The 26074-nt window shown below is 66.4% G+C and carries 25 protein-coding genes and 1 pseudogene; 12 read left to right on the top strand and 14 right to left on the bottom strand.

Translation table 11 applies throughout. The annotated features are described in order from the left end of the window. Positions 1-138: 138 nt before the first annotated feature. Positions 139-630 carry a flavodoxin family protein gene (locus ACN22W_RS35945; protein ID WP_129517573.1) on the top strand — a complete coding sequence of 164 codons (492 nt, stop codon included), beginning with the start codon at positions 139-141 and terminating at the stop codon, positions 628-630. Positions 631-741: 111 nt separating this feature from the next. On the opposite strand, the gene ACN22W_RS35940 is transcribed toward ACN22W_RS35945, so the two are convergent. Next, positions 742-1326 (bottom strand): DUF2889 domain-containing protein, encoded by a 585-nt coding sequence (locus ACN22W_RS35940; protein WP_419689895.1) that lies wholly within the window; start codon positions 1324-1326, stop codon positions 742-744. Positions 1327-2048: 722 nt separating this feature from the next. Between ACN22W_RS35940 and ACN22W_RS35935 the strand changes: the two genes are divergently transcribed. Further along, positions 2049-2819, top strand: coding sequence for a ProQ/FinO family protein (locus tag ACN22W_RS35935; protein ID WP_419690775.1), 771 nt, complete (start codon positions 2049-2051; stop codon positions 2817-2819). A 495-nt stretch (positions 2820-3314) separates the two neighbouring features. After that, positions 3315-4376, top strand: a complete 1062-nt coding sequence (locus tag ACN22W_RS35930) for a DMT family transporter (protein WP_419689894.1) — start codon at positions 3315-3317, stop codon at positions 4374-4376. Positions 4377-4523: 147 nt separating this feature from the next. Here ACN22W_RS35930 and ACN22W_RS35925 read toward each other — a convergent pair. From ACN22W_RS35925 to ACN22W_RS35890, 8 genes and pseudogenes are all read right to left on the bottom strand, one after another. After that, a pseudogene (locus ACN22W_RS35925) lies at positions 4524-4745 on the bottom strand (bleomycin resistance protein); the annotation flags it as partial. 35 nt (positions 4746-4780) lie between these two features. Beyond that, positions 4781-5383: a nitrogen fixation protein NifQ gene (locus tag ACN22W_RS35920; RefSeq protein ID WP_419689893.1), complete on the bottom strand. Its 603-nt coding sequence runs from the start codon at positions 5381-5383 to the stop codon at positions 4781-4783. 84 nt (positions 5384-5467) lie between these two features. Beyond that, positions 5468-5893 carry a TOBE domain-containing protein gene (locus ACN22W_RS35915; protein WP_419689892.1) on the bottom strand — a complete coding sequence of 142 codons (426 nt, stop codon included), beginning with the start codon at positions 5891-5893 and terminating at the stop codon, positions 5468-5470. Positions 5894-6081: 188 nt separating this feature from the next. Further along, positions 6082-7587, bottom strand: a complete 1506-nt coding sequence (locus ACN22W_RS35910) for an efflux transporter outer membrane subunit (protein ID WP_419689891.1) — start codon at positions 7585-7587, stop codon at positions 6082-6084. After that, complete coding sequence (locus ACN22W_RS35905) at positions 7584-8564, bottom strand: efflux RND transporter periplasmic adaptor subunit (protein ID WP_419689890.1); 981 nt, start codon at positions 8562-8564, stop codon at positions 7584-7586. Before ACN22W_RS35905 ends, ACN22W_RS35910 begins: the two co-directional genes overlap by 4 nt. Before the next feature lies 1 nt (position 8565). Beyond that, a complete protein-coding gene (locus ACN22W_RS35900) occupies positions 8566-8778 on the bottom strand; it encodes a DUF1656 domain-containing protein (RefSeq protein ID WP_039369242.1) in 213 nt (70 codons plus the stop codon). A 34-nt stretch (positions 8779-8812) separates the two neighbouring features. After that, positions 8813-10945, bottom strand: coding sequence for an FUSC family protein (locus tag ACN22W_RS35895; RefSeq protein ID WP_129517582.1), 2133 nt, complete (start codon positions 10943-10945; stop codon positions 8813-8815). Further along, a complete protein-coding gene (locus ACN22W_RS35890) occupies positions 10942-11421 on the bottom strand; it encodes a MarR family winged helix-turn-helix transcriptional regulator (RefSeq protein ID WP_193102307.1) in 480 nt (159 codons plus the stop codon). The genes ACN22W_RS35895 and ACN22W_RS35890 overlap by 4 nt, the downstream gene beginning before the upstream one ends. A gap of 320 nt (positions 11422-11741) precedes the next feature. On the opposite strand from ACN22W_RS35890, the gene ACN22W_RS35885 reads away from it, so the two are divergent. From ACN22W_RS35885 to ACN22W_RS35855, 7 genes are all read left to right on the top strand, one after another. Then, positions 11742-12602: an FAS1-like dehydratase domain-containing protein gene (locus ACN22W_RS35885; RefSeq protein WP_419689889.1), complete on the top strand. Its 861-nt coding sequence runs from the start codon at positions 11742-11744 to the stop codon at positions 12600-12602. A gap of 40 nt (positions 12603-12642) precedes the next feature. Then, positions 12643-13806: an acyl-CoA dehydrogenase family protein gene (locus ACN22W_RS35880; protein ID WP_419689888.1), complete on the top strand. Its 1164-nt coding sequence runs from the start codon at positions 12643-12645 to the stop codon at positions 13804-13806. A 12-nt stretch (positions 13807-13818) separates the two neighbouring features. Further along, positions 13819-14997, top strand: coding sequence for a CaiB/BaiF CoA transferase family protein (locus tag ACN22W_RS35875; protein WP_419689887.1), 1179 nt, complete (start codon positions 13819-13821; stop codon positions 14995-14997). Between the two features lie 20 nt (positions 14998-15017). Continuing rightward, complete coding sequence (locus tag ACN22W_RS35870) at positions 15018-16403, top strand: MmgE/PrpD family protein (RefSeq protein WP_419689886.1); 1386 nt, start codon at positions 15018-15020, stop codon at positions 16401-16403. Beyond that, positions 16400-17203 carry an HpcH/HpaI aldolase/citrate lyase family protein gene (locus ACN22W_RS35865; protein ID WP_419689885.1) on the top strand — a complete coding sequence of 268 codons (804 nt, stop codon included), beginning with the start codon at positions 16400-16402 and terminating at the stop codon, positions 17201-17203. Before ACN22W_RS35870 ends, ACN22W_RS35865 begins: the two co-directional genes overlap by 4 nt. A 142-nt stretch (positions 17204-17345) precedes the next feature. Continuing rightward, positions 17346-17633 carry a DUF1330 domain-containing protein gene (locus tag ACN22W_RS35860; protein WP_343492655.1) on the top strand — a complete coding sequence of 96 codons (288 nt, stop codon included), beginning with the start codon at positions 17346-17348 and terminating at the stop codon, positions 17631-17633. Between the two features lie 19 nt (positions 17634-17652). Continuing rightward, positions 17653-18108, top strand: coding sequence for a hypothetical protein (locus ACN22W_RS35855; RefSeq protein ID WP_419690728.1), 456 nt, complete (start codon positions 17653-17655; stop codon positions 18106-18108). Between the two features lie 187 nt (positions 18109-18295). Here the strand turns inward: ACN22W_RS35855 and ACN22W_RS35850 are convergent, their stop codons facing one another. From ACN22W_RS35850 to ACN22W_RS35830, 5 genes are all read right to left on the bottom strand, one after another. Next, complete coding sequence (locus ACN22W_RS35850; protein ID WP_419690727.1) at positions 18296-19210, bottom strand: cupin domain-containing protein; 915 nt, start codon at positions 19208-19210, stop codon at positions 18296-18298. A 75-nt stretch (positions 19211-19285) separates the two neighbouring features. Continuing rightward, entirely contained in the window at positions 19286-19483 is a 198-nt protein-coding gene (locus ACN22W_RS35845; RefSeq protein ID WP_419690726.1) for a hypothetical protein, read from the bottom strand. Next, positions 19467-20357 carry an MchS3 family protein gene (gene mchS3 / locus ACN22W_RS35840; RefSeq protein WP_419690725.1) on the bottom strand — a complete coding sequence of 297 codons (891 nt, stop codon included), beginning with the start codon at positions 20355-20357 and terminating at the stop codon, positions 19467-19469. The genes ACN22W_RS35845 and mchS3 overlap by 17 nt, the downstream gene beginning before the upstream one ends. A gap of 538 nt (positions 20358-20895) precedes the next feature. Then, entirely contained in the window at positions 20896-22596 is a 1701-nt protein-coding gene (locus tag ACN22W_RS35835; protein ID WP_419690724.1) for a dihydroxyacetone kinase family protein, read from the bottom strand. 136 nt (positions 22597-22732) lie between these two features. Next, a complete protein-coding gene (locus tag ACN22W_RS35830; RefSeq protein WP_419690723.1) occupies positions 22733-23839 on the bottom strand; it encodes a sigma-54 interaction domain-containing protein in 1107 nt (368 codons plus the stop codon). 476 nt (positions 23840-24315) lie between these two features. Between ACN22W_RS35830 and msuE the strand changes: the two genes are divergently transcribed. Further along, positions 24316-24876 carry an FMN reductase gene (gene msuE, locus ACN22W_RS35825; RefSeq protein ID WP_419690722.1) on the top strand — a complete coding sequence of 187 codons (561 nt, stop codon included), beginning with the start codon at positions 24316-24318 and terminating at the stop codon, positions 24874-24876. Between the two features lie 36 nt (positions 24877-24912). Then, entirely contained in the window at positions 24913-26016 is a 1104-nt protein-coding gene (gene sfnG / locus ACN22W_RS35820; protein WP_343492660.1) for a dimethylsulfone monooxygenase SfnG, read from the top strand. The last annotated feature ends 58 nt before the right edge of the window (positions 26017-26074 follow it).

Genomic DNA, 26074 nt, shown 5'->3' with positions numbered 1-26074 from the left:
GCGCCGACGAGCCGACGTGCGTGCCAACCAGCCGATCCGCACAAGTGAACGCAGAACCGCCTCGACACGTGACGAATAGCCATCCAGCAGATACCGGCTGCCGTCGCCGTACCTGAAGCCGAACCCGAGCGACTACGAATGAAGACGCTGTTAATCGTCTATCACACGATGACCGGAGGCACGCAGCAGATGGCCGAAGCGGCTGCCGGCGCGGCGCGCGAGCAACCCGGCGTCGACGTCAGGCTGCAGCGCGCGGACGCGACGAGCGCCGACGATGTGCTGGCCGCCGATGCCTACCTGTTTGCGACGCCCGAGAATCTCGCGGCGATGTCCGGGCTGATGAAGGACTTCTTCGATCGCTGTTATTACGCGGCGCTCGATCGTGTGAACGGCCGCCCGTATGCGGCCATGATCTGCGCAGGAAGCGACGGACAGAACGCGTTGCGGCAGATCGACCGGATCGCGACCGGATGGCGGTTGAAGAACGTGGCGCCCGGCCTGATCGTCTGTACGCACGCGCAGACGCCGGAGCGCATCCTCGCACCGAAGACGATTGATACCGATGATCTCGCGCGCTGCGCCGAACTCGGTGCGGGCCTTGCCGCAGGACTCGCGCTGGGCGTGTTTTGACGTCCGGTGTGGCGTCGGCGGCAACCGGTCGACGCGAGACGAGGGCTGCGGCCGGTTGTGCACACAACTCACACGTTCCTGCAGACACCGATCCGGCCGAATGCCGAGTCCCTAGCTGTCTTGTGCCGGCGCCGAAGGCCGATGGTATTCGGGCCAAAGACGCTTCACGAGATCGCGCGATGCGCCATACGCATGGCAACTGTCGATCTTGAGCGGCTTACCTTCGCTGTCGCGGTAGTCGAGCGATGACGGCCGGATGCCGACCATCGTCTGATAGGCCGTGGTGGCGACCGGGCCGAGCAATTCCTTCAGGTGGGTGCACGTATCGCAGGACGGCAGGCGCTTGCGGATCTCGCTGTTCCAGCCGGCACCGATGGTCAGCCCGACGAGCGCCTGCAGCGAGTCGCCGCCGCCCGGGCACTGCGCATACGGGTGCGACTTGATGAAGGTGGATACGGCGCGGACGACCATGTCGACGTCGAAGACCAGCGTCACGCCGAGGTCGTGGATCGGCGACAGTGCCGCGACCGTGCGTGTGCCGCCCGGCGGCGTGAAATCGCTTGTCTTGCGATCCGCGAGACAGGCCGTCACTTCGAACAGGCCGTCGCTGCGCCGATAGCCGCACATGTCGATCTGTCGATGGTGAATCTCCTCGCGCGTGATGCCGTCGTGGAGGATGTCGTGTTGGGGAACCATGAATCCGCTCCGTTTCATACAACCGGTTCTTTTCGCAGGCAAGCGGGATGTCGCCAGCCGAACGGGTGCGCAGCGAGGCGGGTCGATGTATGCTGCCGACGACGTTGATCCGGCCATACTACGCATTTTCCGGCATCCTCGTCCGCCACGCGATCGATGCGGGCGCAACGAATCGGGGCCGGGTGCCGGTGCAATCGATGGGCGTACGGGCGTGTCGCAGAGACGTTGCGCCGTTCCATCGCCGCATGCGGTGCGTCGCTCGCGAACCGGGATCGTTGGCATGTTCGTCACCGCACTCGGGCGACGCGATCGTCTCCGCCTTTGTCGGGCGGAATGCAGCACGGCGGGTGTCGGCAAGCGCCGAAGCCGGACAGATCATGTCGCGCGAGACTGGCCCGATTTTCGATGACGGCGGTGAGCGACGTGACATCCGGGAGCGTATCCATATAATGCGCAACACGACCGCGCGGACGCATTTCCGGGCCCCCGGATCGAGCAATTGCAGACCGGCGAGTCAGCCGGCTGCCGCGCGTAACGGTATACTTCCACTCCTGCCTTGTCCGGCATCGTGGCCGGGTGCCTGAAAACAGAGTGGCGTGCGCGATGCGGCCCCGCAGTGTTCCGCATCGGAGGCGGACGGGGCGCATGTATGGCGGCGAAGCAGTTGCGCCGCGCGGAATGGCCGCACGAACCACACCTTATATTCCTGGTGGATTGAATTTATGGGTTTTGAACAACTTGCCGAATTGCGGGCACAGCTCGCAGCGAAGGCCAAGCAGGATCGCAACGCGAAGCGGCCGGCAGCGCCGACGGACGCCGGCGCGAAGCCGAAGTCCGGTGGCGACCAGCCGCCCCGCGGCGCCAAACCGGGTGCCGGCGCGAAAGCATCGCATCGCGCGAAACCCGCTGCGGCGAAGCCGTCGGCGCCGGTCGATCCGGTCATCGTCGCGATCGGCAAACTGCAGCGGAAGTTTCCGCGCGCGTTCCCGAAGAATCCGGCCCCCAAAGTGCCGCTCAAGGTCGGTATCTGGGACGACCTCGCACGCGAGGCACAGTCGGTGGGTCTCAACGAAGCTGAACTGCGCGAAGCGATGTCGACGTGGTGCCGTGGCAACCGCTACTGGTCCTGCCTCGTTGAAGATGCAGTGCGGGTCGATCTGCAAGGCAACGAAGCAGGGCGGGTGACGCATGACGACGCAGCGCGTGCGCGCCGGCTGAAGGCACGCCGCCCCGGCAAGGGTGCGGCGCAATCGGCCAAGGGCGCGCAGCAGCCGCCGAAGGCCGAGCAGCAGGCCGAAGCCGCTGCCGCGCCGCAACCGGCGGAAGCGGAAGCGCAGACGGACTCCGCGGTCGCCGCCGTCGCCGTCGCAGTGCAACCTGCGAACACTGAAGCGCAAACCGACACCGCGGCCGTCGCGCCGCAACCGGCGAACACGGAAACGCAGACCCACGCCGCACCGCAGGTCGAGCAGCAAACGGCCGGAAACGAGTAACACATGCCGCGCCGCCGTGCGACTGCATGGCGCTCACCCGCATGCATGCCGCATGCGGCGCATGACACGACAGACTGACCTGCCTCGCTCGAGGCAGGTCAGGACTGCCTCTCCGGCGCTCGACTGCCGGCACGCATCCATCCCGCATCAGATAAACAACGCGACCGGACGAAACAGGCCCGTCAACGTGTGCTGCCTGCACGATGCTTCGACGTTCCTGTGTGCGTATGAATAACAAGCATGCCTGAATGCAGTAATGCTCCAATCAAATAATTCGGTTTCCTAAAATATTGATATCGGGATCGTCGATTGGCATGTGAACGATGTCGTCCGGCCATCGTGTCACGATGACGCGCGATAATCTCGCCGGGATCGTCAGGCCGAGAGCAAGTCGGCCAGTGCGATGCAGCTTGCATTTAGAAAGGTAAAGGGCGCTCGCGCCGACACGACCCGAAGCCACGCCCATCGTTTTTCAACGTCAAATCAAACCGGATCATGAACCCGAGACTTTCCGCGATTCTCGTCGCACTCACCGCTGCCGCGTTGTTCGGTGCCGCGACACCGCTCGCCAAGGCGCTGATCGGCGCGATGTCGCCGTTCATGGTCGCCGGCCTGTTCTATCTCGGCAGCGGTGTCGGGCTCGGTATCGGGATCCTGGTGCGCGGGCTGCACAACCGTCGCGCGCCGGCCGCGGCCGCCGCGCCGCTGCAGCGCGCCGACCTGCCGTGGCTGGCCGGCGCGATCGTAGCAGGCGGCGTGGCCGGCCCGGCGTTGCTGATGCTCGGGCTGTCGAGCACGCCGGCGGCGACGAGCGCATTGCTGCTCAATCTCGAGGGCGTGCTGACGGCCGTCATCGCGTGGGTCGTGTTTCGCGAGAACGTGGACTCGCAAGTGTTCCTCGGGATGGTCGCGATCGTCGCCGGCGGCACGTTGCTGTCGTGGACGCCGGGCCAGGCCGGCGTGCCGGTCGGCGCGCTGCTGATCGTCGGTGCATGCCTGTGCTGGGCGATCGACAACAACCTGACCCGCAAGGTCGCCGCGAACGACGCGATGGTTATCGCGTGCGTGAAAGGGCTGATCGCCGGACCCGTGAACATCGGCATCGCGCTGGCGACCGGGGCGACGCTGCCCGCCGTTCCGGTTACGGCGGCCGCGATGCTGACGGGGCTCGGCGGCTACGGGATCAGCCTCGTGCTGTTCGTCGTCGCGTTGCGTCATCTCGGCAGCGCACGTACCGGCGCGTATTTCTCGATCGCGCCGCTGTTCGGCGTCGTGCTGTCGCTGCTGATCTGGCCCGCGCTGCCGCCGGCGACGTTCTGGATCGCCGCCGCGCTGATGGCGCTCGGCATCTGGCTGCACGTGCGCGAACGGCACGAACACACGCATGCGCACGAGCGGCTCGAGCACACGCACCGGCATCGGCACGACGAACATCACCAGCATACGCACGACTTCGCGTACGACGGTGACGAACCGCACACGCATCCGCACGTGCATCTGCCGATCACGCACAGCCATGCGCATTTTCCGGACATTCATCACCGGCATCGACATTGACTGCGTGATGAACGGCGGGCGGCCACGCCACGCGCGATGCGCATTGCAAGGTGACCGTTTATGGGACCTGCGTCGAATCGCGCGCCCGCCCATTTCCATCGCCGCTCGATCGCGACAACGACAGCGGGTGCGAGCCTGGTCTTCGGTCTGGATCAACGAGATCAGCGAACCGTCCGGGTCGATCAGTGCGCCGATCGTGCCGCCCCAGGTTTCGCGTGTCGGCCGGTGCGCGCGCGGCCAGCCGCTTGCTTGCTCCGGAATGCCGGCCGCGAGCACGTCGTCGAAGAACGTACCGACATCCGCGAGCCGAAAGCAGCAACTGAACCCGCTCGTCGCCGGATCGAGTTCGGGGTGCGGAAAGAATTCCAGCTGAAACGAATGGGCCGCGCAGGCTACCGCGACGGCTATCGCGCTTGCGGGAAGCAGTACCCGAAATCCTCGCAGCCGGGGCATCCGGGTGCGGGCCCCGGTGGCACGCCGAGCGATGCGGCCACTTCCTGTGCGAGGAATTTCTTCCAGCGCAGGTGAGCGACGTTGCGCGCGGCGAGCGTGGGGAAAAAGCGATCGAGCATCGCCGATACCGCGTCACGCCCGTCGAGCCCGAGGTCGCGCCACAGATGGTCGGGGCGCAGGCACGCATGCGCGATGATCGACGCGAGACAGTCGGCGTCGTCGCGGCAGGCGGCGGGATTCGCGTCGTCCATCAGCCGCGTGTGCAGCGTCGCAACGAATGCCGCGTGGGTGGAGGGCAGCAGTGCGATCGCGACCGTCGACACGAGTGCGACGGCATCGGCGGAAGGCAGGCGCGGAAACTGGCGGGCAAGCAGGCCGGCCAGTTGCGCGCGAGACAGGCCGAGCAGCGCGAGTTCGTTGCGACACGCACGTGCCGCAACGAGGGCGCCGAACAGGCGGGCGTCGGGCGTGTCGGCGTTGGCCGCCGCGTGCAGCAGCGACGGCAACGCCTGGTCATGCGAGGACGGTTTCGCGCGATCGGGTTCGGTCGTCATCGTGCGCACCCGCAGGGCAGCCGGGCCGCACGATCCGCGCGAATACGCGGCGCAAAACGGATCGCCATCGCGATCGTCACGCGATCACTCGACGCCGACGATCACGCTCGATGCCTTGAAGATCGCGGACGCGGCCGTGCCGCTTGCGAGGCCGAGACGAGCGACGCTGTCGTTGGTGACGATCGCGACGATCTCGGCGCCGCCCGCGGCCTTGACCACGACTTCCGAATTGACCGCGCCCTTCACGACCGACGATACGGTGCCCGCGACGCAGTTGCGGGCCGATACCTTGTTGCTGTCGACGTCGACCATCACGATGACCGACGACGCCTTGACGAGTGCGAACGCCTTCGTGCCGGCCGCGAGGCCCAGCGAAGCCGCGCTGCCGTGGGTGATCACGGCGACGATGTCGAGGCCGTCCTGTGTGCGAAGCGTGATTTCGTCGTTGACGGCACCGGGCTTGACGGCACCGACCTGGCCGGCGAAATGGTTGCGGGCGCTGGTTCGCATGATGGATCTCCGGAGTGGATGACGCTGCCGGACCGGCAGCGAAAGATGAATGGAATGCATCGGCGAGTTTACCGCCAATGCGGGCGTCCGTTGCCCTCCGGATGCTATGGTGCGAATCACGAAAACCCCTTTATTCAAGGCGTTTTGCGACGCTGGCGCTATATACCGAAGTCTATGACGCCGGGGTATTACTCGTTCGCCGCGGGTGCCGAAGCGGTGTGCGCGGCGTGCGCGGTGTCGGGCGCGCCCTGCGCGGTCGCCGCGTGGTCGCTGTCCCATCCGCCGCCAAGCGCGAGGAACAGCCGCACCTGGTCGGCCGCGACTTGCCCTTCGGCCGCGGCGACCTGTGCCTGCACACTCGTCAGCGTGCGTGTCGCGTCGAGATCGGAGATGAACGATTCGCGGCCGGCCGCATAGAGGCGGTGCGTTTCGTCGGCGGAATTGCGCGCCGAGTCGTAGGCCGTGCGCAGTGCGTCGGTGCGCTGCACGTCGGCGGCATAGGTCGCGAGGCTCGATTGCGTTTCGCGCAGCGCGTTCAGCACGACGCCGTCGAAGTGCGCGAGTGCGCCGCCCGTCGCCGCTTCGGCTTCGCGCACCCGTGCGCGCTGGCCGTTGACGGGGAACGACCAGCTGATCAGCGGTCCGAACGACCAGCGATTCGTGGTCGACGAGAACAGGTCGGCGGCGACGCCGACCGAGCCGGCCGACGCGCCGATGCTGACCGACGGGTACAGCGCGGCGGTGGCGACGCCGATCCGCGCGGTCGCGGCGGCGAGCTGCCGCTCGGCTTCGCGCACGTCGGGGCGGCGGCGCAGCAGCGCGGCGCCGTCGCCGATCGGAATCGGCTGGCGCAGCTTCGGCAGGCGTTCGCATTCGGCGACGGCCTTCGGCAGGTCGGCCGGCGAGCGCGCGAGCAGCGCGGCGAGCTGGTATTGCGCGACCTTGCGGCGGCCTTCGAAGCGCGGGATGTCGGCGGCGAGCGTGCGCACCTGCGTCACGCCGCGCGTCACGTCGGTCTGGTTGCCTCGCCCGGCATCGCGCAGCCGCTGCGACAGCGCGACGCGCTGCTTCTGCAGTGCGAGCGACTGTTTCGCGACCGCGAGCTCGTCGCCGGCCGAGCACGATTCGACGTACGCGCGCACGACGTCGGCGACAACCGTGATGCGCGCCAGGTCGCCGGCCGCCTGGACGGCCTCGCTGTCCGCGCGCGCGGCTTCGACGCCGCGCCGCAGCTTGCCGAACAGGTCGATCTCGTACGACACGTTGATGCCGACCGCGCCTTCGTTGACGACCGGCAGCTTGTTTTCGAGCAGGTATTGCTCGGCCGATTCCTGCGCGCGCTGCACGGCTGCATCTGCCCCGCCCGAGAATCCGCCCTGCTGGTTCGCGACTTCCAGCGCCGCGCGCGAGCGTGCGAGGTTGGCTGCGGCGACGCGCAGGTCGGTGTTCGACTTCAGCGCGGCGCGCACGAGTTCGTCGAGCACGGGGTCGTCGTACAGTTGCCACCAGTTGCCGGGCACGGCGTCGCGCGATACGAGCGTGCCGTTCGCGTCGTCGAGCGCATGGTTCGCGAGCGGCGCATTCACGTACGCCTGCTGCGGCAGCGCGTAATCGGGGCCGACGGACTTGCACGCGCCGAGGGCGAGCGCAAGCGGCGCGAGCGCCGCCGCGAGGCGCAGACCGTGCCGATTCATTGCGACGCTCCCGCCGCGCTGGCGGCCATCCCGGAAGCCGTCGCGACCGGCGTGGCTACCGACGCTGCGCTTGCGCCGGCAGCCGGCTTCGCTTTGTCGTTGCGGCGCGTGTCGGATGCGCGCATCGAGACGGTCGCGGTGCGGCCCGCGATCATCCGGAAATCGTCGGGCACTTCGTCGAGCACGACGCGCACCGGCACGCGCTGCGCGAGCCGCACCCAGCTGAACGCCGGGTTCACGTTCGGCAGCAGGTTCGCGCCCTGCGTGCGGTCGCGATCCTCGATCGCGGCGACGATGCTCTGCACATGGCCGCGCAGCGTATGCGGCTCGCCCATCACGATGATGTCGACGGGCTGGCCGATGTGGATGCCGCGCAGCTTGGTTTCCTCGAAGTAACCGTCGACGCGGAACGAGTTGCGGTCAACGACCGACAGCACCGCGCGGCCGGCCGGCACGTATTCGCCGACGCGCGGCGCGCGGTCGTTCAGGTAGCCGTCTACGGGACTCACGATCGTCGTGCGCTGCAGGTTCAGCTTCGCGGTGTCGAGCGACACCTGCGCATCGGCGACGGCGGCCTCGCCCTGTTCGACGCGCGTGCGGCTTTCCTCGACCTGTTCGCTCGCGACCAGGTTGCCGAGCTGCAGGTTGCGCGCGTATTCGCGCTTCGCCTGTGCGAGCGTCGCACGGCGCTGCGCGAGTGTCGCTTCGGCGAGCCGTTCCGCGAGCGTGTAGCGGGCCTGGTCGATCACGAACAGCACCTGGCCGCGCTTGACCTCCTGGTTGTCGTCGACCTGTACCGACGTGATGAGACCTGACACGTCCGGCGCGACCTGGATCACGTCGGCGCGCACGTGCCCGTCGCGCGTCCACGGCGAGAACATGTAGTAGTTGATGATCCGCCACAGCACGAGGCCGGCCACGACGACGACGATCAGGGTGAGCAGGATTTGCCCTGCCGAGAGCCAGGTTTTTTTCACGTTAGGTAGCCACGAGATGGTGGGAAACGATCACGACGGCGGCAAGCACGAACACATAGATGCCGAGGTCGAAGATCGAACGGTGCCAGACGAGGCGGTAGAAGCCGACGCGCTCGAGCACCGCGCGCACGACGATGTTGATCAGGTACGCGATCAGCATCAGCACGAGCGGAGCCGGCACGAACACGCCGAAGATGTCGATTTCACCGATCATGGTCGCGGTCGGAAAGACAGGTTGGGAAGCCGGGTCATGCGCGTGCTCCGTCCGGGGCCTGCGGCGCTTGCCCGGCCGAGGCCGGATACAGCGACAGGCGCAGGCCGACGAGCGCGTGCAGCGTGTCGCGCAGCCGCCGGTGTGTCGCGGGCGTGGCCGGTGCCGCGGGCGTCGTGCCGTCGTCGGCCGGCGCCGCGCGCGGCAGGGTGCGGCCGGCCACGCGGTGCAGCGCGTCGTCGATCGTCGCGAGCAGCGCCGGCGGCGCGGGCTGGCGCGCGTTCGCGGCCGCGCAGCGTGCGTAGTGGTCGGTCACGCCGGCCAGCACGCGGTCGATCGCGTCGGGCACGTCGCCCGACAGCCGGCGGCGTGAGCGGCGCAGGTCGAGCGCGTTGAGTGCGATACGCAGGTCGCGGAAGCTTTCGATCGACGGGTGGCGATGGTCGTCGGACGCGCCGAGGCGCGGCAGCAGCTGCGTGACGCGGTCGAGCATCCGCGATGCGTGGTTGCGCTGATCGTCGAGCGGCTGCGTCGACGCGGAGCGCGCGACGTCCTCCCAGCCCGAGCGCAGCAGGCGCCGCACCGCGAGTTCCGCGCCGAACGGCCGCGTCGCGCGCGTCCACACATAGGCGAACAGCAGCCCGGCGACGCCCGCGAGGTTGCTGTTCAGGAACACGAAGAAGTCGGCCTCGTACGCGCTTTGGATGCTGATGAAGGTGGCCGTGTTCACCGCGACGAGCATCGTCACCATGTTGAACTGCGGGCGCGGCAGCAGCGTGCCGATCAGGATGAACGGGCCCGCGAACATCAGCACGAGCATCGCGAAATCGTGCACGTGCGGCAGCACGACGAACAGGTACAGGCCCGCGAACACGACGCTCGCGGTCGTCGCGAGGAAGAACTTGAACACCAGCGGCGCCGGTTCGTCGAGCGCGGCGAAGAAGCTGCACGACACGGCCACGAGCGTGACGGCGGCCGCACCGTCGTGCCAGCCGGACGAGATCCACAACCAGCACGCGAACACGATCGCGAGCATGACGGTCAGCGTCGAGAACAGCATCATCCCGCGATCGAAGAAGCGCTCGGTGCCGCCGAGTCGCCAGTGCCGGTAGCGCGGCTGCCAGACGCCGGCCTCGTTCGCGATCAGCGCGCGCAGCGAGCGGCAGTCCTGCCAGATGTCGATCACCTGGCGCAGCCGCCACAGCGCATTCGACAGCAGCGCGCCGTCCCAGCTCGCCAGCGCGCTGTCGGGTGGCTGCAGCGCGGCAATGCGTTCGCGCAGGTTGTCCGCGACCGGATCGTGGGCCATGTCGCCTTCGGTGCCGGACTTCACGGCGGGCAGCGGCGCGTCGAACCACTTCGCGGCGTCGGCCAGCAGCGCGTCGAGCGCGGGCGGGCGCACGTGCAGGTCGCGCATCAGCGCGATCAGCGGATCGGCGAGCGACGACATCAGCGGCAGGAACAGCTGCATCCGGCCCGCGAGCGCCTGCGCGCGCGCGAGGATGCGTGGATGCGCATGGTCGTAGCCCAGCTGGCTCAGCAGGAATTCGAGGCCGGTGATGGTTGCCGCGAGGCGCTGCCGGCACGCGGACAGCGCCTTGCCGGCGATCTGCCCGGACAGCGTTTCGCGGCCGTAGAACGCGGCGTCCTTGAACCACGCGTCGGTGCGTTCGATCAGCATCGGCGCGAGCCGGTTCGGGAAGATGGCGCTGCCGACCACGCTCGCGCACACGATGCCGAGCACGATTTCCTCGGTGCGCGCGATCGCGACGTCGAAGATCGTGGACGGATCGGTCACGGTCGGCAGCGCGACCAGCGGCATCGTATAGCCGGCGAGCATGAACACGTAGCTGCGCGCGGTGCGGTCGGAGATCGCGAGATAGAGCAGCGTGCCGCACCAGGTTGCGACGATGATGGCGAACAGCAGCGGCGTCTCGACGAACGGCGGCACGAACAGGATCGCCGCGGCCGCGCCGAGCGCGGTGCCGAGCGCGCGATACAGCGCCTTCGAGCGCGTCGCGCCGACGAACGGGTTCGACACGATGTAGACGCTCGCCATCGCCCAGTACGGGCGCGGCAGCTGGAAATACAGGCCGAGGTACAGCGCCAGCATCGACGCGGCAAACGTCTTGCCCGAGAACAGCCAGTCGCGAATGCTCGGGTACGTCATGACGCAGTGTGACCCGTGTGGGGTGCGCCCGCCGCGGGCGCATGCGATTCGGACGCGTTGAACGCGTCGAGCACGCGCAGCGTCGCTTCGAGATCGGCGCGCGAGACGCCCTTGAGCACCTGCGCGCGCAGCGTGCGCAGGTCTTCCTCCATCTTCGCGGTGACCGCGCGGCCGGCGGCCGTCAGCGAGATCGTTTTCGCGCGGCGGTCGTGCGGATCCTCGTCGCGGCGCGCCAGGCCGGCCGCGCACAGCTGGTCGAGCAGGCGCACGAGCGACGGCCCTTCGATGCCGACGTGTTCGGCGAGCGCGCCCTGCCGCACGCCTTCGCCGAGGCGGCCGGCGATCAGGAGCGGCGTCGCGCAGGCTTCGGACACGTTGTACGCGTTCAGCACGCCGTCACTGGTGCGGCGCCACTTGCGCGCGGACAGCACGAGCAGGCTGCTGACGGCGAGGCGGAGGTCGTGCAGATTGGTCATGGGCGAGATGATAGGGGCAAAACAATTCGATAGCAAACTATCGGTTTTTGTCACCCGGATGACACGTCGCACGCGGCGCGGCCGGCCCGTCTGAAGCAATTTAGGCGGCGTGCCGGGGATGGTCAAACTGTAAGGTTGGCGTGAGCGAACCGCGCGCGGCCGGCGCCGCGACTATATTGAATGGTCAGACGAGATCCGTCCGGCCGGGCCGCGTGTGCCAGTTAAGCAAATTCGAAGCCCCGGTTCGGGAAAGCCGACTTCGCGAAACGGCGCGCGGCGTGCATATTGGGGACATTGCAAGCGCACCGGAGACTCCGCACGTGTCGACCTCATCCTCGCAACCCACCGCCGCCGCGCCGCTCGACGCGTGGCTCGGCAAGACCGAAACGCTCGGCGACGACATCACCGCGTTCCCGCTGAATGCGCTGGCCGCCACGCTCGACCGGGCGTCGCCCGGCGACGTCGTGCCGCCGATGTGGCACTGGCTCTACTTCCTGCCCGTCGCGCCGCTGGCCGAAGTCGGCCCCGACGGCCACCCGAGGCGCGGCGGCTTCCTGCCGCCCGTGCCGCTGCCGCGCCGCATGTGGGCCGGCGGCCGGCTGACGTTCCATGCGCCGCTGCGCGCGGGGCGGCGCGCGACGCGCGAATCGACGATCGCGAATATCGAAGACAAGACGGGCCGCAGCGGCCGGCTCGTGTTCGTGACGGTGCAGCACCGGATCGAGTGCGGCGGCGCGCTGTGCGTCGAGGAAGAGCACGACATCGTCTATCGCGACGCGCCGCAGCCGGGCGCACCCGCGCCGAAGCCGGTCGCGGCGCCCACGGGCGAGACGTGGACGCGCACCGTCACCGCCGACGCGGTGATGCTGTTCCGCTATTCGGCGCTGACCTTCAACGGTCACCGCATCCACTACGACCGCAGCTACGTGACGCAGGAGGAAGGTTATCCGGGGCTCGTCGTGCACGGCCCGCTGATCGCGACGCTGCTGGTCGATCTCGTGCACCGCGAACGGCCCGACGCGACACTCGCGAGCTTCGCGTTCCGCGCGGTGCGCCCGACCTTCGACGGGCAGCCGTTCACGCTGTGCGGCAAGCCGTCGGACGACGGCGGCACGATCGAGCTGTGGGCGAAGGATCGCGACGGCTGGCTGACGATGCAGGCCACCGCGACCCTCGCGTGACGCACGCCTCGCGTTCCTTTCCATTCTTCGACGACGGACCATGCAGACGACGCAACAAGATCAGTACCAGGACATCCGCGAAGCGGTGCGCGACCTGTGCAGCCAGTTTCCCGGCGAGTATTTTCGCAAGATCGACGAAGCGCGCGATTACCCGGACGCGTTCGTCGATGCGCTGACGAAGGCCGGCTGGCTCGCCGCGCTGATTCCGCAGGAATACGGCGGCTCGGGCCTCGGGCTCACCGAGGCATCGATCATCATGGAGGAGATCAACCGCTCGGGCGGCAACTCCGGCGCGTGCCACGGGCAGATGTACAACATGGGCACGCTGCTGCGCCACGGCTCGGCCGAACAGAAGCGTGCGTACCTGCCGAAGATCGCGAGCGGCGAACTGCGCCTGCAGTCGATGGGCGTGACCGAGCCGACCACCGGCACCGACACGACGAAGATCAAGACGACCGCCGAGAAACGCGGCGACCGTTACGTGATCAACGGGCAGAAGGTGTGGATCTCGCGCGTGCAGCATTCGGACCTGATGATCCTGCTCGCGCGCACGACGCCGCTTGCCGACGTGAAGAAGAAATCGGAAGGGATGTCGATCTTCGTCGTCGATCTGCGCGACGCCATCGGCCGCGGGCTGACGGTGCAGCCGATTCCGAACATGGTCAATCACGAGACCAACGAGCTGTTCTTCGACAACCTCGAGATTCCCGCCGAGAACTTGATCGGCGAGGAAGGGCAGGGCTTCCGGTACATCCTCGACGGGCTGAACGCGGAGCGCACGCTGATCGCGGCCGAATGTGTCGGCGACGGCTACTGGTTCATCGACAAGGTGTCGCAGTACGTGAAGGAGCGTGTCGTGTTCGGGCGCCCGATCGGGCAGAACCAGGGCGTGCAGTTTCCGATCGCGCGCGCGTTCGTGAACGTCGAGGCCGCGAGCCTGATGCGCTTCGACGCCGCGCGCCGGTTCGATGCGCACGAACCGTGCGGCGCGCAGGCGAACATGGCGAAGCTGCTCGCGGCCGACGCGTCGTGGGAAGCCGCGAATGCGTGCCTGCAGTTTCACGGCGGTTTCGGCTTCGCGTGCGAATACGACGTCGAGCGCAAGTTCCGCGAGACGCGGCTGTACCAGGTCGCGCCGATCTCGACCAACCTGATCCTGGCCTACGTCGCGGAGCATATCCTCGACCTGCCGCGCTCGTTCTGACGGAGGCCGACGATGAGACCTCTCGACGGCATCAAGGTGATCACGCTCGAACATGCGATCGCGGCGCCGTTCTGCACGCGCCAGCTCGCCGATCTCGGCGCGCGCGTGATCAAGATCGAACGGCCCGGCAGCGGCGACTTCGCACGCGGTTACGACGAACGCGCGCACGGCTTGTCGTCGCATTTCGTCTGGGTGAACCGCTCGAAGGAGAGCCTGACGCTCGACGTCAAGCAGCCCGACGCGGCCGCCGTGCTGAACGCGCTGCTCGCGGATGCCGACGTGCTCGTGCAGAATCTCGCGCCCGGCGCGGCCGAGCGCCTCGGCCTTGGTTACGACGCGCTGAAGGATGCGCATCCGCGCCTGATCGTCTGCGACATCTCGGGCTACGGCGACGACGGTCCGTATCGCGACCGCAAGGCCTACGACCTGCTGATCCAGAGCGAAGCCGGGTTCCTGTCGATCACCGGCGCGCCCGGGCAACCGGCGAAGGCCGGCTGCTCGATCGCGGACATCGCGGCCGGCATGTATGCGTACACGAACATCCTGAGCGCGCTGCTGATGCGCGGCCGTACCGGCGAAGGATGCCGGATCGACGTGTCGATGCTGGAGAGCATGGTCGAGTGGATGGGCTACCCGCTCTACTACGCGATCGACGGGCAGAGCCCGCCCGCGCCGTCGGGCGCGTCGCACGCGACGATCTGCCCGTACGGCCCGTTTCCGGCCGGCGACGGCAAGACCGTGATGCTCGGGCTGCAGAACGAACGCGAATGGAAGCTGTTCTGCGAACAGGTGCTGCGGCAGCCCGCGCTCGCCGACGATCCGTGCTTCAACGCGAATTCGAAACGCCATGCGGCGCGCGATGCGGTGCATGCGCTGATCGTCGATGCATTCTCGATGCTGACGGCCGCGGACGTGATGCAGCGGCTCGACGCGGCCGGTATCGCGAACGCGCAGATGAACACGCTCGACGACGTGTGGCGGCACCCGCAACTGACGGCACGCGAACGCTGGCGCAGCGTCGACACGGCGGCCGGCCCGATGCCCGCGCTGCTGCCGCCCGGGCTGCCCGACGGCATCGAGCCGCGGATGGACGCGGTGCCGGCGCTCGGCCAGCACACCGACGCGATCCTCGCCGAACTCGGCTACGACCGCGCGCATATCGATGCGCTGCGCGCGAACGGCACGATCTGATTCTGCTTCCACGACCCACGATGATGAACACGCTTCCCGCTCCCGGCCTCACGCTCGCGACCTTCGCGTCGCAACTGCGCTTCGACGCGATTCCGGCCGACGTCGTCGCGCGCACCGTCAATCTCTATGTCGACTGGCTCGGCTCCGCGCTGGCCGGCAAGGGCGCGCGCCCGGTCGAGACGATCGCCGCGTTCGCGCGCCGCGCGGGCGGCTCGCCCGGCGGGCCCGGCACGGCCGACGTGCTGATCGACCGCACGCGTGCGACGCCGTATTTCGCGGCGATGGTGAACGGCGCGGCGTCGCATTTCGCCGAGCAGGACGACGTGCACAACGGCTCGGTGTTCCATCCGGCGACGGTCGTGTTTCCGGTGGCGCTCGCGTTTGCGCAGGCACGCGGCGCGAGCGGGCGCGCATTCATCGAGGCGGCGGTCGCGGGGTATGAAGTCGGTATCCGCGTCGGCGAGTTTCTCGGGCGTTCGCACTACAAGGTGTTCCATACGACCGGCACCGCGGGCACGGTGGCGGCGGCCGCGACGGCCGGGCGGCTGCTCGGGTTGTCGCCGGAACGGATGCTCGACGCGTTCGGATCGGCCGGCACGCAGGCGAGCGGGCTGTGGGAATTCCTGCGCGACGCGGCCGATTCGAAGCAGCTGCATACGGCGATGGCCGCCGCGAACGGGCTGATGGCGGCCGAACTCGCGCACGACGGGTTTCGCGGCGCGACGCGGATTCTCGAGGGCGCGCAGGGGATGGCGGCCGGGATGTCGACCGATGCCGACCCCGCGCGGTTGACCGACCGGCTCGGCGAACGCTGGGCGACGGCGGAAACGTCGTTCAAGTATCACGCGTCGTGCCGCCACACGCATCCGGCCGCCGATGCGCTGCTCGCGGTGATGGCGCGCGCGCGACTCGCCGCGACGGACATCGAAGCGGTCGTCACGCACGTGCACCAGGGGGCGATCGACGTGCTCGGCGCGGTCACGGTGCCGAGCACCGTGCATCAGGCGAAGTTCAACATGGGCACCGTGCTCGCGCTGGTCGCGTGGCATGGGCACGCCGGTGTCGACGAATTCGAGCGCGAGTACGCTGCCGCGCATGTCGCCGCGTTTCGCGACCGCGTGTCGATGGCGTTCGACGACGAGGTCGATCGCGCGTATCCGGCGCGCTGGATCGGCAAGGTAACGGTGACGACGCGCGACGGCCGCACGTTCGCGGGCCGTGTCGACGAGCCGAAGGGCGATCCCGGCAATACGCTGTCGCGCGACGAGATCGCGCGGAAGGTGCGCACGCTCGCCGCGTTCTCGGGCGCCGCATCGGCTGGCGAGGTCGAGCGGCTCGTGGCCGACGCGTGGCAGGTCGCGTCGCGCGACGCGCTCGGCACGCTGTTTCCGGAGGGTTCGGCATGACGGCCGCATCCGCTCGTTCATGGCTGTTCGTTCCCGGTAATCGCCCGGAGCGCTTCGAGAAGGCGCGTGCGGCCGGCGCCGACGCGGTGATCGTCGATCTCGAGGATGCGGTGCCGCCGGACGGCAAGCCGGCGGCGCGCGATGCGGTCGTCGCGCACCTCGATGCCGCGCGGCCCGTGTGGGTGCGCGTGAATGCGGCCGACACCGCCTGGTTTGCCGACGACATCGCGGCGATCACCGCGCATCCGGGTACGGCCGGCGTGATGCTGCCGAAGTGCGACGCGCGCGCGCAGATCGATGCGGTGCTCGCGCACGCACATCGCGCGCTCGAACTGCTGCCGATCGTCGAGACGGCGACCGGCATCGCCGGGCTCGATGAAGTCTGTATGTCGCCGCGCGTCGTGCGCGTGGCCTTCGGCACGCTCGATTTTCAGGTCGACCTCGGGATCGACGGCGACGGGGAAGAGTTGAACGCGTTTCGCTCGCGGATCGTGCTGGCTTCGCGGCTCGCCGGTATCGCACCGCCGGTCGACGGCGTGTCGACGGTCATCGACGATGCCGATGCGATCGAGCGGCATGCGCGCTACGCGCGGCGCTTCGGCTTCGGCGGCAAGCTGTGCATTCATCCGAAGCAGCTCGATGCGGTGCATCGCGCGTATGCATGGACCGATGCGGAGCGGGCGTGGGCGCGGCGCGTGCTCGAAGCCGTCGACGCGAGCGGCGGCGCGGCGGTCGCGCTCGACGGGAAGATGATCGACGCGCCGGTGATCCTGAAGGCACAGCGCATCCTGCGCGGATAGGCGGCCGGCGCAATCGCCGGCGGCCACCTATAATCGTCACGACCGGCCGCGCGTTACACCACCGCGCCCGGGACGGCACATGCAGCCGGCGGAACGGCGACGTGCGTCCGATCTCCCACCCATCGCACAAGAGGTACGCATCTTGGCAACCTACATCGTCTTTACGCGGGAAAGCACGCAGGACCAGCACGAACTCGATCTCTACCAGAGCAAGGTTGGCGCGACACTGGCCGGTCATCCGGTCAAGGTACTCGCCGCTTATGGCCCGCAGGAAACGCTGGAAGGCGAAGGGCCGGAAGGTGTCGTGATCGTCGAGTTTCCGTCGAAGGAAGCCGCGCATGCGTGGTACCACGGCCCCGAATACCAGGCCGTCGTCCAGCACCGCTTCAAGGGCTCACGCTATCGCGCGGTGCTGGTCGAGGGCGTTTGAACGCAACGCGTGACGCGTCATGAACACGACGACGTCGTCTCCTGAATCGGTCCGCCCGCCGATGGGCCGCGCGGCCACGACGTTGCTGGCGATCAGCCTGCTGCTCTATCTGGTCGCGATGTTCACCGCGCCGTTCCGCACGGGCGCGCCGCAACCGCATCCGTGGGCCGACGGCTGGCAGGTGCTGCTGACGGGCTGGATGGGCGTGCTTGCCGGTATCTACGCGTGGCTCGCGAATCCGCTCGTGCTTGCGGCCTGGGTGCTGACGGTGAAGCGGTATCGCATGCAGGCGGTCGTGCTCGCGGTGCTGGCGCTGCTGTTCGGGATGAGCTTCCTGACGCAGCATCAGATCCTCGTCAACGAAGCCGGGGACGTCGAACCCGTGCATCTCGATGCGATCGGCTACTGGTGCTGGCTGGCGAGTTTCGGCGCGGCGGTGGCCGGCGCTGCGTTGTTGCCCGGGCGGAGGAGGTAGCACACGGTGCGCCGGTGCGCGTTCCCGCTTATTGCATTGGCGATTGCAACCGTGATGACGCGGGCCAATACACTGGTTGAGCCGCTGTCTTGTCAAATGCTTGTGCGCAACGCGATTTCTAAATTTTCTGCCTAGAAAATCGAAATCGATGAAAGACAGCGGCGCCGATTGTTTAGGATGAGACTGTTCAGGATATGCTCTTTGGGGTAAATTTTTCTGCATATCGTGTTATTTCTATGCCGGACGCTGCGACAGTTTGCGAGTTAATTTCGTCGAGATATTCTCTGAGATTGTTTGGGTCGAGAATTTCTCGATTCGTGTCTTCAATGATTTGGTTGATATTGTGCATTTCCGTGTTGTCAATTGAGAGAGATTTTCGCAGGGACTCGTTGTTTCTCAATTTCGTTTTCGCGATCCAGTCAATGTAGTCAAGGTATTTCTTGGTGTGAATGCCCACCGCGACGTGAAACGTCGGTTCTCCAAGCGCGATTGCTGAATGCCACCATCCGCGAGGAATATAAATGACATCTCCTTTTTCGAGAGTGAAATCCAGTTCTGGATGAGTCGGGCGGAGATGTTTTTGGTCTCTGCTGGTTTGTCCTTCGACCGGGAGATTGAATGTCGGATTGTAAATCTTCCAATGCTTTCTCCCGATTAGCTGGACGGCGAAAACATCGTGAGTATCCCAGTGATCTCCAAATGATCCTTTTTTTCCAAAAGAGAGGTAGCCATTCGCAACGATGTCTGTCGATAGGAAATTTGAAATATTCTGACAGATATTTCTAATCTTCAATGAGAGTGATTCCATTCTATTGAAAACCAATGTGGATCCGTTGTCGAGTTGGTGATGGACTTCCGCGACGTTAAGCTGACTTTTCAGGACACCGACTTCGACGCATTTCCATTCATAGCTCTCGGGTGGAAGGAAATTACTGCCACTATGAATCTTGATTCGCAGTGGACTGGATTGGCTGGCGTATATTGCCTCGTCGATGTCGGGCCATTCGAAGTTCTCGCAGGAAGCAGCACCTCGAAATATTGCAGGTTTTTTCTCAAAAAAATGTTGTAGAAAATCTTTCCTTTCGATTGGAAAATTGATCATGACAAGCGATGCCTCCAGGTAAGTATGTATCCGACCCGCGGTAGGAGTCGGATACGTTGATTTGTTGAAAGTTGGTTAGCCGTCGCCGTCTTCACCGTAATTGGGATACATGGTGGCCGACGATGAGCCAGGGGCCCAACACGTTCCGTTTGCGTCGACCCAACCATTCTTTTGTGTGCCCCGCAAGTCAATCACGTTGGTTGACTCAAGTTCGCCGGATAGATCCAGCCCACCGGAGACGAAAATCGTGTCGGAATTAGTGAGAATCTTCATGGTCTCGTGTTCCTGTATTACATCCAAATTTATCGATACGATATAAAATATTGGCAACTTTCTCTTTCGATAGAATGTCTCCTTTCATGGTTGATGCTTCGAGTGATGGCGAAAAGCGTTTTTCGTATTTTTTGAATATTTTGTAGTCAATGTCGCGAAGGCCGCACATGGCATACATTTTCGACTCGATGGTTGAGTCGCCTGATTTAATTGTTTCGACAAAATAATGTTTTGCGTCAGGGCTTTGTTTTATTTTTCTGTAAATTTTTTCCTCCAAACTGATGTGCCCAGCAAATCCTACTAATCCCAATGAGAATGTTTTGATCCCATGAAATTCTTCGTGTGGGTTGGTTTGTGCACGGCTTGTCGGTGCAATAAACAAGCTTAGGAAGATGAGGAATAAGGGGTATATTTTCTTCATGAGTCGAATCTCCTTCGGGCGATATTCAAGAGAGGTTTCGCGAAATGCCATTTGTGCGACGAGGCCAATCGCTGGTCGGTGTGGCGTCGAACCGGCGTGCCGTAGTGCCGTAGGCGTAAGCGTCGAGCCTATACAGGGGCGTTGGACGTCTCCGCCATCAAAGGCACGCAGTGATGGCGGAGCCGCCCGGCCGTTTCGTCGTCGCGGCAGCGTGGGTAACTTCCCCTTCTTGATTGCATCGCTGTTGATCGGGCAGACTGCACAAAGCAGCGGAATTGTCGTGTCGTCAGGAGGGCGGTCGAATGCATTTAGCGCTGCACGCAGAGGCGGGAGCGGCGCAGAGGCGTTGCCATTGGCCGTTTGTTTGCATGAAGCTACGCGTCGACAAATGAAGCTGCTCCGCATTGGCACTGCCTTGCTGTGCGAATTCGCCCGTGCCGAAAAGGCTTGCATGCAGATGGCGGCGTAACTTGGAACGAGCAGGTATCGGCGAGTGATGGCCCTCCGCATGGTTTGTCCTCGTTTCTGATTTACCGACCGGACGTGTGCGCCGTTTCGGGGGCCAGCATTCCAAAACTGGCTCAGGTTCTGAGTGTGTCATGCGTTCCGACTGTCGAAAATCGGCACGGATTGAGCGATGCAGCACCAAAGCGTGGGCCAATTTGCGCTACGACGTGTGCATAGCAAGGCGGTGCGCGGCGCGGACGACCGACTGTATTGGTTATACGGGCGGCCGAGCAGTCGGACGATGTGTTCGCACTAGTTTGTGTTCGGCGCAGAATGCCTATCGACGGAGCGCGTGCGAATCTTCACCAACTGTCACGCGTCGAGTTATATCGGCTGAGTATCTGCCTGCGGGCGGGGGTTTGCTCTGATTTGTCGTTGGGGCGAGATTCGATTGTGTACGCCGCCGGATCGGACGATACACAGTACAGGATGTTTTTCTGCCGCCACATATCGCATATCGACGTGCGGCGGCGCGCGTTTCCGCTTACCGCACGTGCGGCTGCAACGCGCGCAACCAGTACGACACCGCCACGGCACCACCATCCGGCGTGCCGATCGCGCGCTCGCCGAGATAACTCGCACGCCCCGCGCGCGGCGTCATGCGCGCGGTTTCCTGTGCCCCCAGTTCGGCGGCCTCCACCGCCGCCGCCCACGCGCTTGCGGGATCGCGATCGTGGTCGAGCGCACGGTCGAACGCATCGGCGGCCGGCACCAGCGCATCGAGCATCGTCCGGTCGCCGGCGTGCGCGCCGCCCAGTTCGCTGATCGAATCCACCGCGCCGCGGAACGCCGCGGCCCAGTCGCGCGCCGACGGCTCCGCGATATCGGCCAGCCGGCGCGACGCGCGCAGCAGCGCGGTCGCGTAGAACGGCCCCGAACTGCCTGCAATCGCACGGCGCAACGCGGCGCCGAGTGCCGCGAGCGCGCCGGCCGGCGTGCCGTACGCGGTGTCCGGCAATTCGAGGATCGCTTGCGCGGCGCGCAGCATGCTCGCGCCGAGGTCGCCGTCGCCGGCCGCCGCATCGAGGTCGGTCAGCGTCTGTTCGTGGTCGATCAAGGTCTGCGCGACCGCGTGCAGCGCAGGCTGCAGGCGCGCGGCCCAAGCGCGGCCGGCTGCATCGAGCGGCGGCAGCGGCGCGTCGTGCGAATCGGCCGCGGCTACGCGGATCCGCGTATTCACGGCGCCGCCGCCCGGCCATGCGCGCGCCTGCGTTGGCGCGTCGAGCAGCGCCGCACGTTCGTCGTTCAGCCGCAGCACCGAAATCGAGCAGCCGGGCATGTTCAGCGCCGACAGGAACGTGCCGGCCCACGCGCGCGCCACGACGATGCCGCGCCGGCTCAGGTTGTCGTACGCGGTACGCAGCACGATCGCGAGTTCCATGTCCGGCGTCGCGCCGAGACCGTTGACGAACAGCGCGACGCGTTCGCCGCTGTCGAGCACGAGATCGGCGGCGATGCTCGACAGCAGCGTGTCGACCAGCGCGTCGGCCGGCAGCGGCGCGCGGCGTTCGACGCCTTTTTCGCCATGGATGCCGAGGCCGAGCTCGATCTCGTCGTCGGCGAGACTGAAGCCCGACTTGTCGGCGCCCGGGATCGTGCAGCCGTCGAGCGCGACGCCCATCGTGCCGAGCTCGGCCGCCGCGTCGCGTGCGATCGCAGCGACGCGGGAAAGCGGCAACCCGCGCGCGGCGGCCGCGCCGGCGAGCTTGTGGATCAGCACGGTACCGGCGATCCCGCGCCGCTGGCCGCGCTCGACGCGGCCGCGCAGCGATACGTCGTCGGCGACGATCACGGTCTCGACCGGAATGCCTTCGGCCCGCGCGAGCTCGGCGGCGAGCCCGAAATTGAGCCGGTCGCCCGTGTAGTTCTTCACGATCAGCAGCGCGCCGTTCGGGCCGGCGCTCGCGCGGATCGCGGCGAGCACGGCGTCGGTGGACGGCGACGTGAACACTTCGCCGCAGACGGCCGCGCTCAGCATCCCTTCGCCGACGTAACCGCCGTGCGCGGGCTCGTGCCCGCTGCCGCCGCCGGAGAGGATCGCGACGGGCCGCTGCGCGGGCTCGGGCAGCGGCTGGCGGACGAGTACGTGCTCGTCGCCGAGGATCGCAAGATGCGGCGATTGTCGCGCGATGCCTTCCAGCATTTCTCGCACGACATCGGACGGGCGGTTCACAAGCTTTTTCATGGCGACAATTCCTGACGGGTGAACGGGGCGCGGTCGGGCCTGCACTTCGCGCCACGATACATCAGGTCGGGTCGTCGTTGCACGGATCGCGGGCGCGATCGTGCGGTGCCGGCGCGGCGGCCCGCGCCGGATGCGGCTACTTCGCCGCCGCGATCTCCTTTGCGCGGATCAGCCGCGCGCGCAGCACGTTGCGGCTGATGCCGAGCAGTCGTGCCGCCTGGATCTGGTTGCGGTGGCTGAACTCGAACGCGACGCGCATCACGGTGTCCTCGATGCGTTCGAACAGGTTGCCGTGCCCGTCGTCGAACAGGTCGCGCAGCGCGCGTTCGAGCGCGTCCTGCGCACCGGCGGACGCATCCGGCGCACGTGGGCCGGCCGCCGGCACGCACGGCGAAGAAATGTGCAGGTCGGTGTCCTGCAGCGACTCGTGGCGACTCACGAGCAGCGCATGATGGATCACGTTCTCCAGCTCGCGGATATTGCCGGGCCAGCTGTGCGCCTCGAGCCGTCGCTCGGCGCGCGGATCGATGTTGCGCGGTCCGTAGCCGAGGCGGCTGCGGTAGTCGTCGAAGAAGTGGCGCGCGAGCGGCAGGATGTCGCCCGGCCGTTCGCGCAGCGTCGGCACCGCGAGCTGCACGACGTTGAGCCGATAGAACAGGTCGCCGCGAAAATGCCCGGTCGCGACCGCCTGCTGCAGGTCGACGTTGGTCGCGGCAACCACGCGCACGTCAATCGGTGTGCCCGTGCGCGAACCGAGCCGCACGACCTCGCGCTCCTGCAGCACGCGCAGCAGCTTGACCTGCATCGACAGCGGCAGGTCGCCGATCTCGTCGAGAAACAGCGTGCCGCCGTTGGCGGCTTCGAACCAGCCCGGCTTCGCGCCGAACGCGCCCGTAAACGCGCCTTTCTCGTGGCCGAACAGCTCGCTCTCGACCAGCGTTTCGGAGAACGCGCCGCAGTTCACGGCGACGAACGGCCCGCTGTTGCGGTGGCTGAGGCTGTGCACGTGGCGCGCGATCAGTTCCTTGCCGGTGCCCGTCTCGCCGACGATCAGCACGTTCGCGTCGCTCGGCGCGACGAGGCGAATCCGTTCGAGCAGCGCGACCGAACGCGGATCGACGAATACCTGCGCACGGGCGCGGATCGGTGCCTGACGCGCGGGCAACGTCAACACGGGTGCGCCGCGCGGCGCGGTGACGACGCGAAGGTTGAGCGGGCGCGGCGATGCGGAATGGGATGTCATGGCGGTAAACCGTTGGATGGCCGAGGGAAGCGATCCCGTGTCGATGGGTGCCGTGGTCCGGCTGCTGCGTGGTCAGCAGAGTGTTCACTGTTTCGCTGCGCGCTGAAAGTATCGATTTCTGATAACCAAAGTGCGATTGGCGCGCAGCGTGCAACGGTGCGGGAGAGCGAGGGGGCATGCCGTCAATGCAGCGTATTCGACGTGATGGCGCACGACACACTGCTGCCTGAGCAGCAGCGCGCAAGCGAGACTGCTTCGCCTGGTTCATCACGCCATGAAATATCGATGTGACACGTGCGTCGGAACGCTAACCACGATCGCGCATTTGGGCGAATGCGTTGTCGGTTGGGCAATCGCATGAAATTTCGTGATGCAGATGATCGTCCCGACACACACGCATGTGAATGGCACACTCCTTGCTCACCCGAAGCGGTATCGCCGCATCGATACGCGGCTCGACAACGGAAATGCATCGGATGAGCAACACCCTCAACGTGGTCGCGATATCGGGCGGCCTGCAACGGCCGTCACGCACGCTGGCGCTGACCGGCGCGATCGTCGCGGCGCTCGGTGCCGCGCTGCCGATCGATACACGGCTGATCGAACTCGGTGAGATCGGCAGCCGGCTGGCCGGCGCGCTGACGCGCGCGCAGGTCCCGGCCGATCTCGAAGCGCTGATCCGCGCGATCGAGACGGCCGATGCGCTGGTCGTCGCGAGCCCCGTCTATCGCGCGTCGTACACGGGCCTGTTCAAGCACCTGTTCGACCTCGTGCGTCACGACGCACTCGTCGACGTGCCGGTGCTGCTTGCCGCCACTGGCGGCAGCGAGCGTCATGCGCTCGTGATCGACCATCAGCTGCGGCCGTTGTTCAGCTTCTTCCAGGCACGCACGCTGCCGATCGGCGTGTATGCGTCCGAAAGCGATTTCGATCGATATGACATCACGAACCCGGCGCTGCGCGCGCGCATCGCGCTCGCCGTCGAGCGCGCGGTGCCGCAACTGCGCCCGCATGCGCTTTCCGCCGCGGCCGCGTAGGTCGCTTCCGTTTCCCCACCCGACCAGGACACCTTCATGAGCCTTACCGACCCTTCCGCCGACGGCGTCAAATTCGCCTACTGGGTGCCGAATGTCAGCGGCGGCCTCGTCGTCAGCACGATCGAGCAGCGCACCGACTGGAGCCTCGAATACAACCAGCAGCTCGCGCGCACGGCCGAGGCGGCCGGCTTCGACTACGCGCTGAGCCAGATCCGCTTCACGGCCGGCTACGGCGCCGAATACCAGCACGAGTCGGTGTCGTTCAGCCAGGCGCTGCTGCACGCGACGACGAAGCTCAAGGTGCTCGCCGCAATCCTGCCGGGGCCATGGCATCCGGCCGTGGTCGCGAAGCAGCTCGCGACGATCGACCATATCTCGAACGGGCGCATCGCGATCAACGTCGTGAGCGGCTGGTTCAAGGGCGAGTTCACCGCGATCGGCGAGCCGTGGCTCGAGCACGACGAACGCTATCGGCGCTCGAAGGAGTTCATCCAGGCGCTGAAGGGTATCTGGACGCAGGACAACTTCACGTTCAAGGGCGACTTCTATCGCTTCAACGACTACACGCTGAGCCCGAAGCCGGTGCAGAAACCGCATCCGGAGATCTTCCAGGGCGGCAGCTCGCGCGCGGCGCGCGACAACGCGGCGAGCGTGTCGGACTGGTATTTCACGAACGGCAATACGCCGGAGAACCTGAAGGCGCAGATCGACGACATCCGCGCGAAGGCCGCCGCGAACAACCACCGCGTGCGGATCGGCGTCAACGCGTTCGTGATTGCGCGCGACACCGAGGAAGAGGCGCGCGCCGTGCTCGACGACATCATCCGGCACGCGCACGTCGAGGCCGTGCATGCGTTCGGCGATGCGGTGAAGCAGGCCGGCAGCGCGTCGCCGGAGCGCGAGGGCAACTGGGCGAAATCCACGTTCGAGGATCTCGTGCAATACAACGACGGCTTCCGCACGAACCTGATCGGCACGCCGCAGCAGATTGCCGAACGGATCGTCGCGTTGAAGGCGATCGGCGTCGATCTCGTGCTCGCGGGGTTCCTGCATTTCATCGAGGAAGTCGAGTACTTCGGCCAGCGCGTGTTGCCGCTCGTGCGCGAACTCGAGGCGCAGCGGCAGGCGGTGGCGGCGTGATGGATGCGGGCCGACGCGCGGCGCGCGATTGCGTCAGCCCGTGCCGCGCCCGCGCGAT

It is taken from the genome of Burkholderia theae (assembly GCF_048565265.1).
Lineage (GTDB): Bacteria > Pseudomonadota > Gammaproteobacteria > Burkholderiales > Burkholderiaceae > Burkholderia > Burkholderia theae.
This window is presented reverse-complemented; position numbering and strand designations above follow the sequence as displayed.

Bases quoted from the DNA above. Each gene is read 5' to 3' on its own strand.
- ACN22W_RS35915 (WP_419689892.1), bottom strand. From the start codon at position 5,893: ATGCGAACCAGCGCCCGCAACCATTTCGCCGGCCAGGTCGGTGCCGTC.
- ACN22W_RS35900 (WP_039369242.1), bottom strand. From the start codon at position 8,778: ATGATCGGTGAAATCGACATCTTCGGCGTGTTCGTGCCGGCTCCGCTC.
- ACN22W_RS35870 (WP_419689886.1), top strand. From the start codon at position 15,018: ATGATGAACACGCTTCCCGCTCCCGGCCTCACGCTCGCGACCTTCGCG.
- mchS3 (WP_419690725.1), bottom strand. From the start codon at position 20,357: ATGCAAGCCTTTTCGGCACGGGCGAATTCGCACAGCAAGGCAGTGCCA.
- ACN22W_RS35910 (WP_419689891.1), bottom strand. From the start codon at position 7,587: ATGAATCGGCACGGTCTGCGCCTCGCGGCGGCGCTCGCGCCGCTTGCG.
- ACN22W_RS35875 (WP_419689887.1), top strand. From the start codon at position 13,819: ATGAGACCTCTCGACGGCATCAAGGTGATCACGCTCGAACATGCGATC.
- sfnG (WP_343492660.1), top strand. From the start codon at position 24,913: ATGAGCCTTACCGACCCTTCCGCCGACGGCGTCAAATTCGCCTACTGG.
- ACN22W_RS35835 (WP_419690724.1), bottom strand. From the start codon at position 22,596: ATGAAAAAGCTTGTGAACCGCCCGTCCGATGTCGTGCGAGAAATGCTG.
- ACN22W_RS35940 (WP_419689895.1), bottom strand. From the start codon at position 1,326: ATGGTTCCCCAACACGACATCCTCCACGACGGCATCACGCGCGAGGAG.
- ACN22W_RS35880 (WP_419689888.1), top strand. From the start codon at position 12,643: ATGCAGACGACGCAACAAGATCAGTACCAGGACATCCGCGAAGCGGTG.
- ACN22W_RS35920 (WP_419689893.1), bottom strand. From the start codon at position 5,383: ATGACGACCGAACCCGATCGCGCGAAACCGTCCTCGCATGACCAGGCG.
- ACN22W_RS35930 (WP_419689894.1), top strand. From the start codon at position 3,315: ATGAACCCGAGACTTTCCGCGATTCTCGTCGCACTCACCGCTGCCGCG.
- ACN22W_RS35865 (WP_419689885.1), top strand. From the start codon at position 16,400: ATGACGGCCGCATCCGCTCGTTCATGGCTGTTCGTTCCCGGTAATCGC.
- ACN22W_RS35935 (WP_419690775.1), top strand. From the start codon at position 2,049: ATGGGTTTTGAACAACTTGCCGAATTGCGGGCACAGCTCGCAGCGAAG.
- ACN22W_RS35830 (WP_419690723.1), bottom strand. From the start codon at position 23,839: ATGACATCCCATTCCGCATCGCCGCGCCCGCTCAACCTTCGCGTCGTC.
- ACN22W_RS35845 (WP_419690726.1), bottom strand. From the start codon at position 19,483: ATGAAGATTCTCACTAATTCCGACACGATTTTCGTCTCCGGTGGGCTG.
- ACN22W_RS35895 (WP_129517582.1), bottom strand. From the start codon at position 10,945: ATGACGTACCCGAGCATTCGCGACTGGCTGTTCTCGGGCAAGACGTTT.
- ACN22W_RS35850 (WP_419690727.1), bottom strand. From the start codon at position 19,210: ATGATCAATTTTCCAATCGAAAGGAAAGATTTTCTACAACATTTTTTT.
- ACN22W_RS35855 (WP_419690728.1), top strand. From the start codon at position 17,653: ATGAACACGACGACGTCGTCTCCTGAATCGGTCCGCCCGCCGATGGGC.
- ACN22W_RS35945 (WP_129517573.1), top strand. From the start codon at position 139: ATGAAGACGCTGTTAATCGTCTATCACACGATGACCGGAGGCACGCAG.
- msuE (WP_419690722.1), top strand. From the start codon at position 24,316: ATGAGCAACACCCTCAACGTGGTCGCGATATCGGGCGGCCTGCAACGG.
- ACN22W_RS35890 (WP_193102307.1), bottom strand. From the start codon at position 11,421: ATGACCAATCTGCACGACCTCCGCCTCGCCGTCAGCAGCCTGCTCGTG.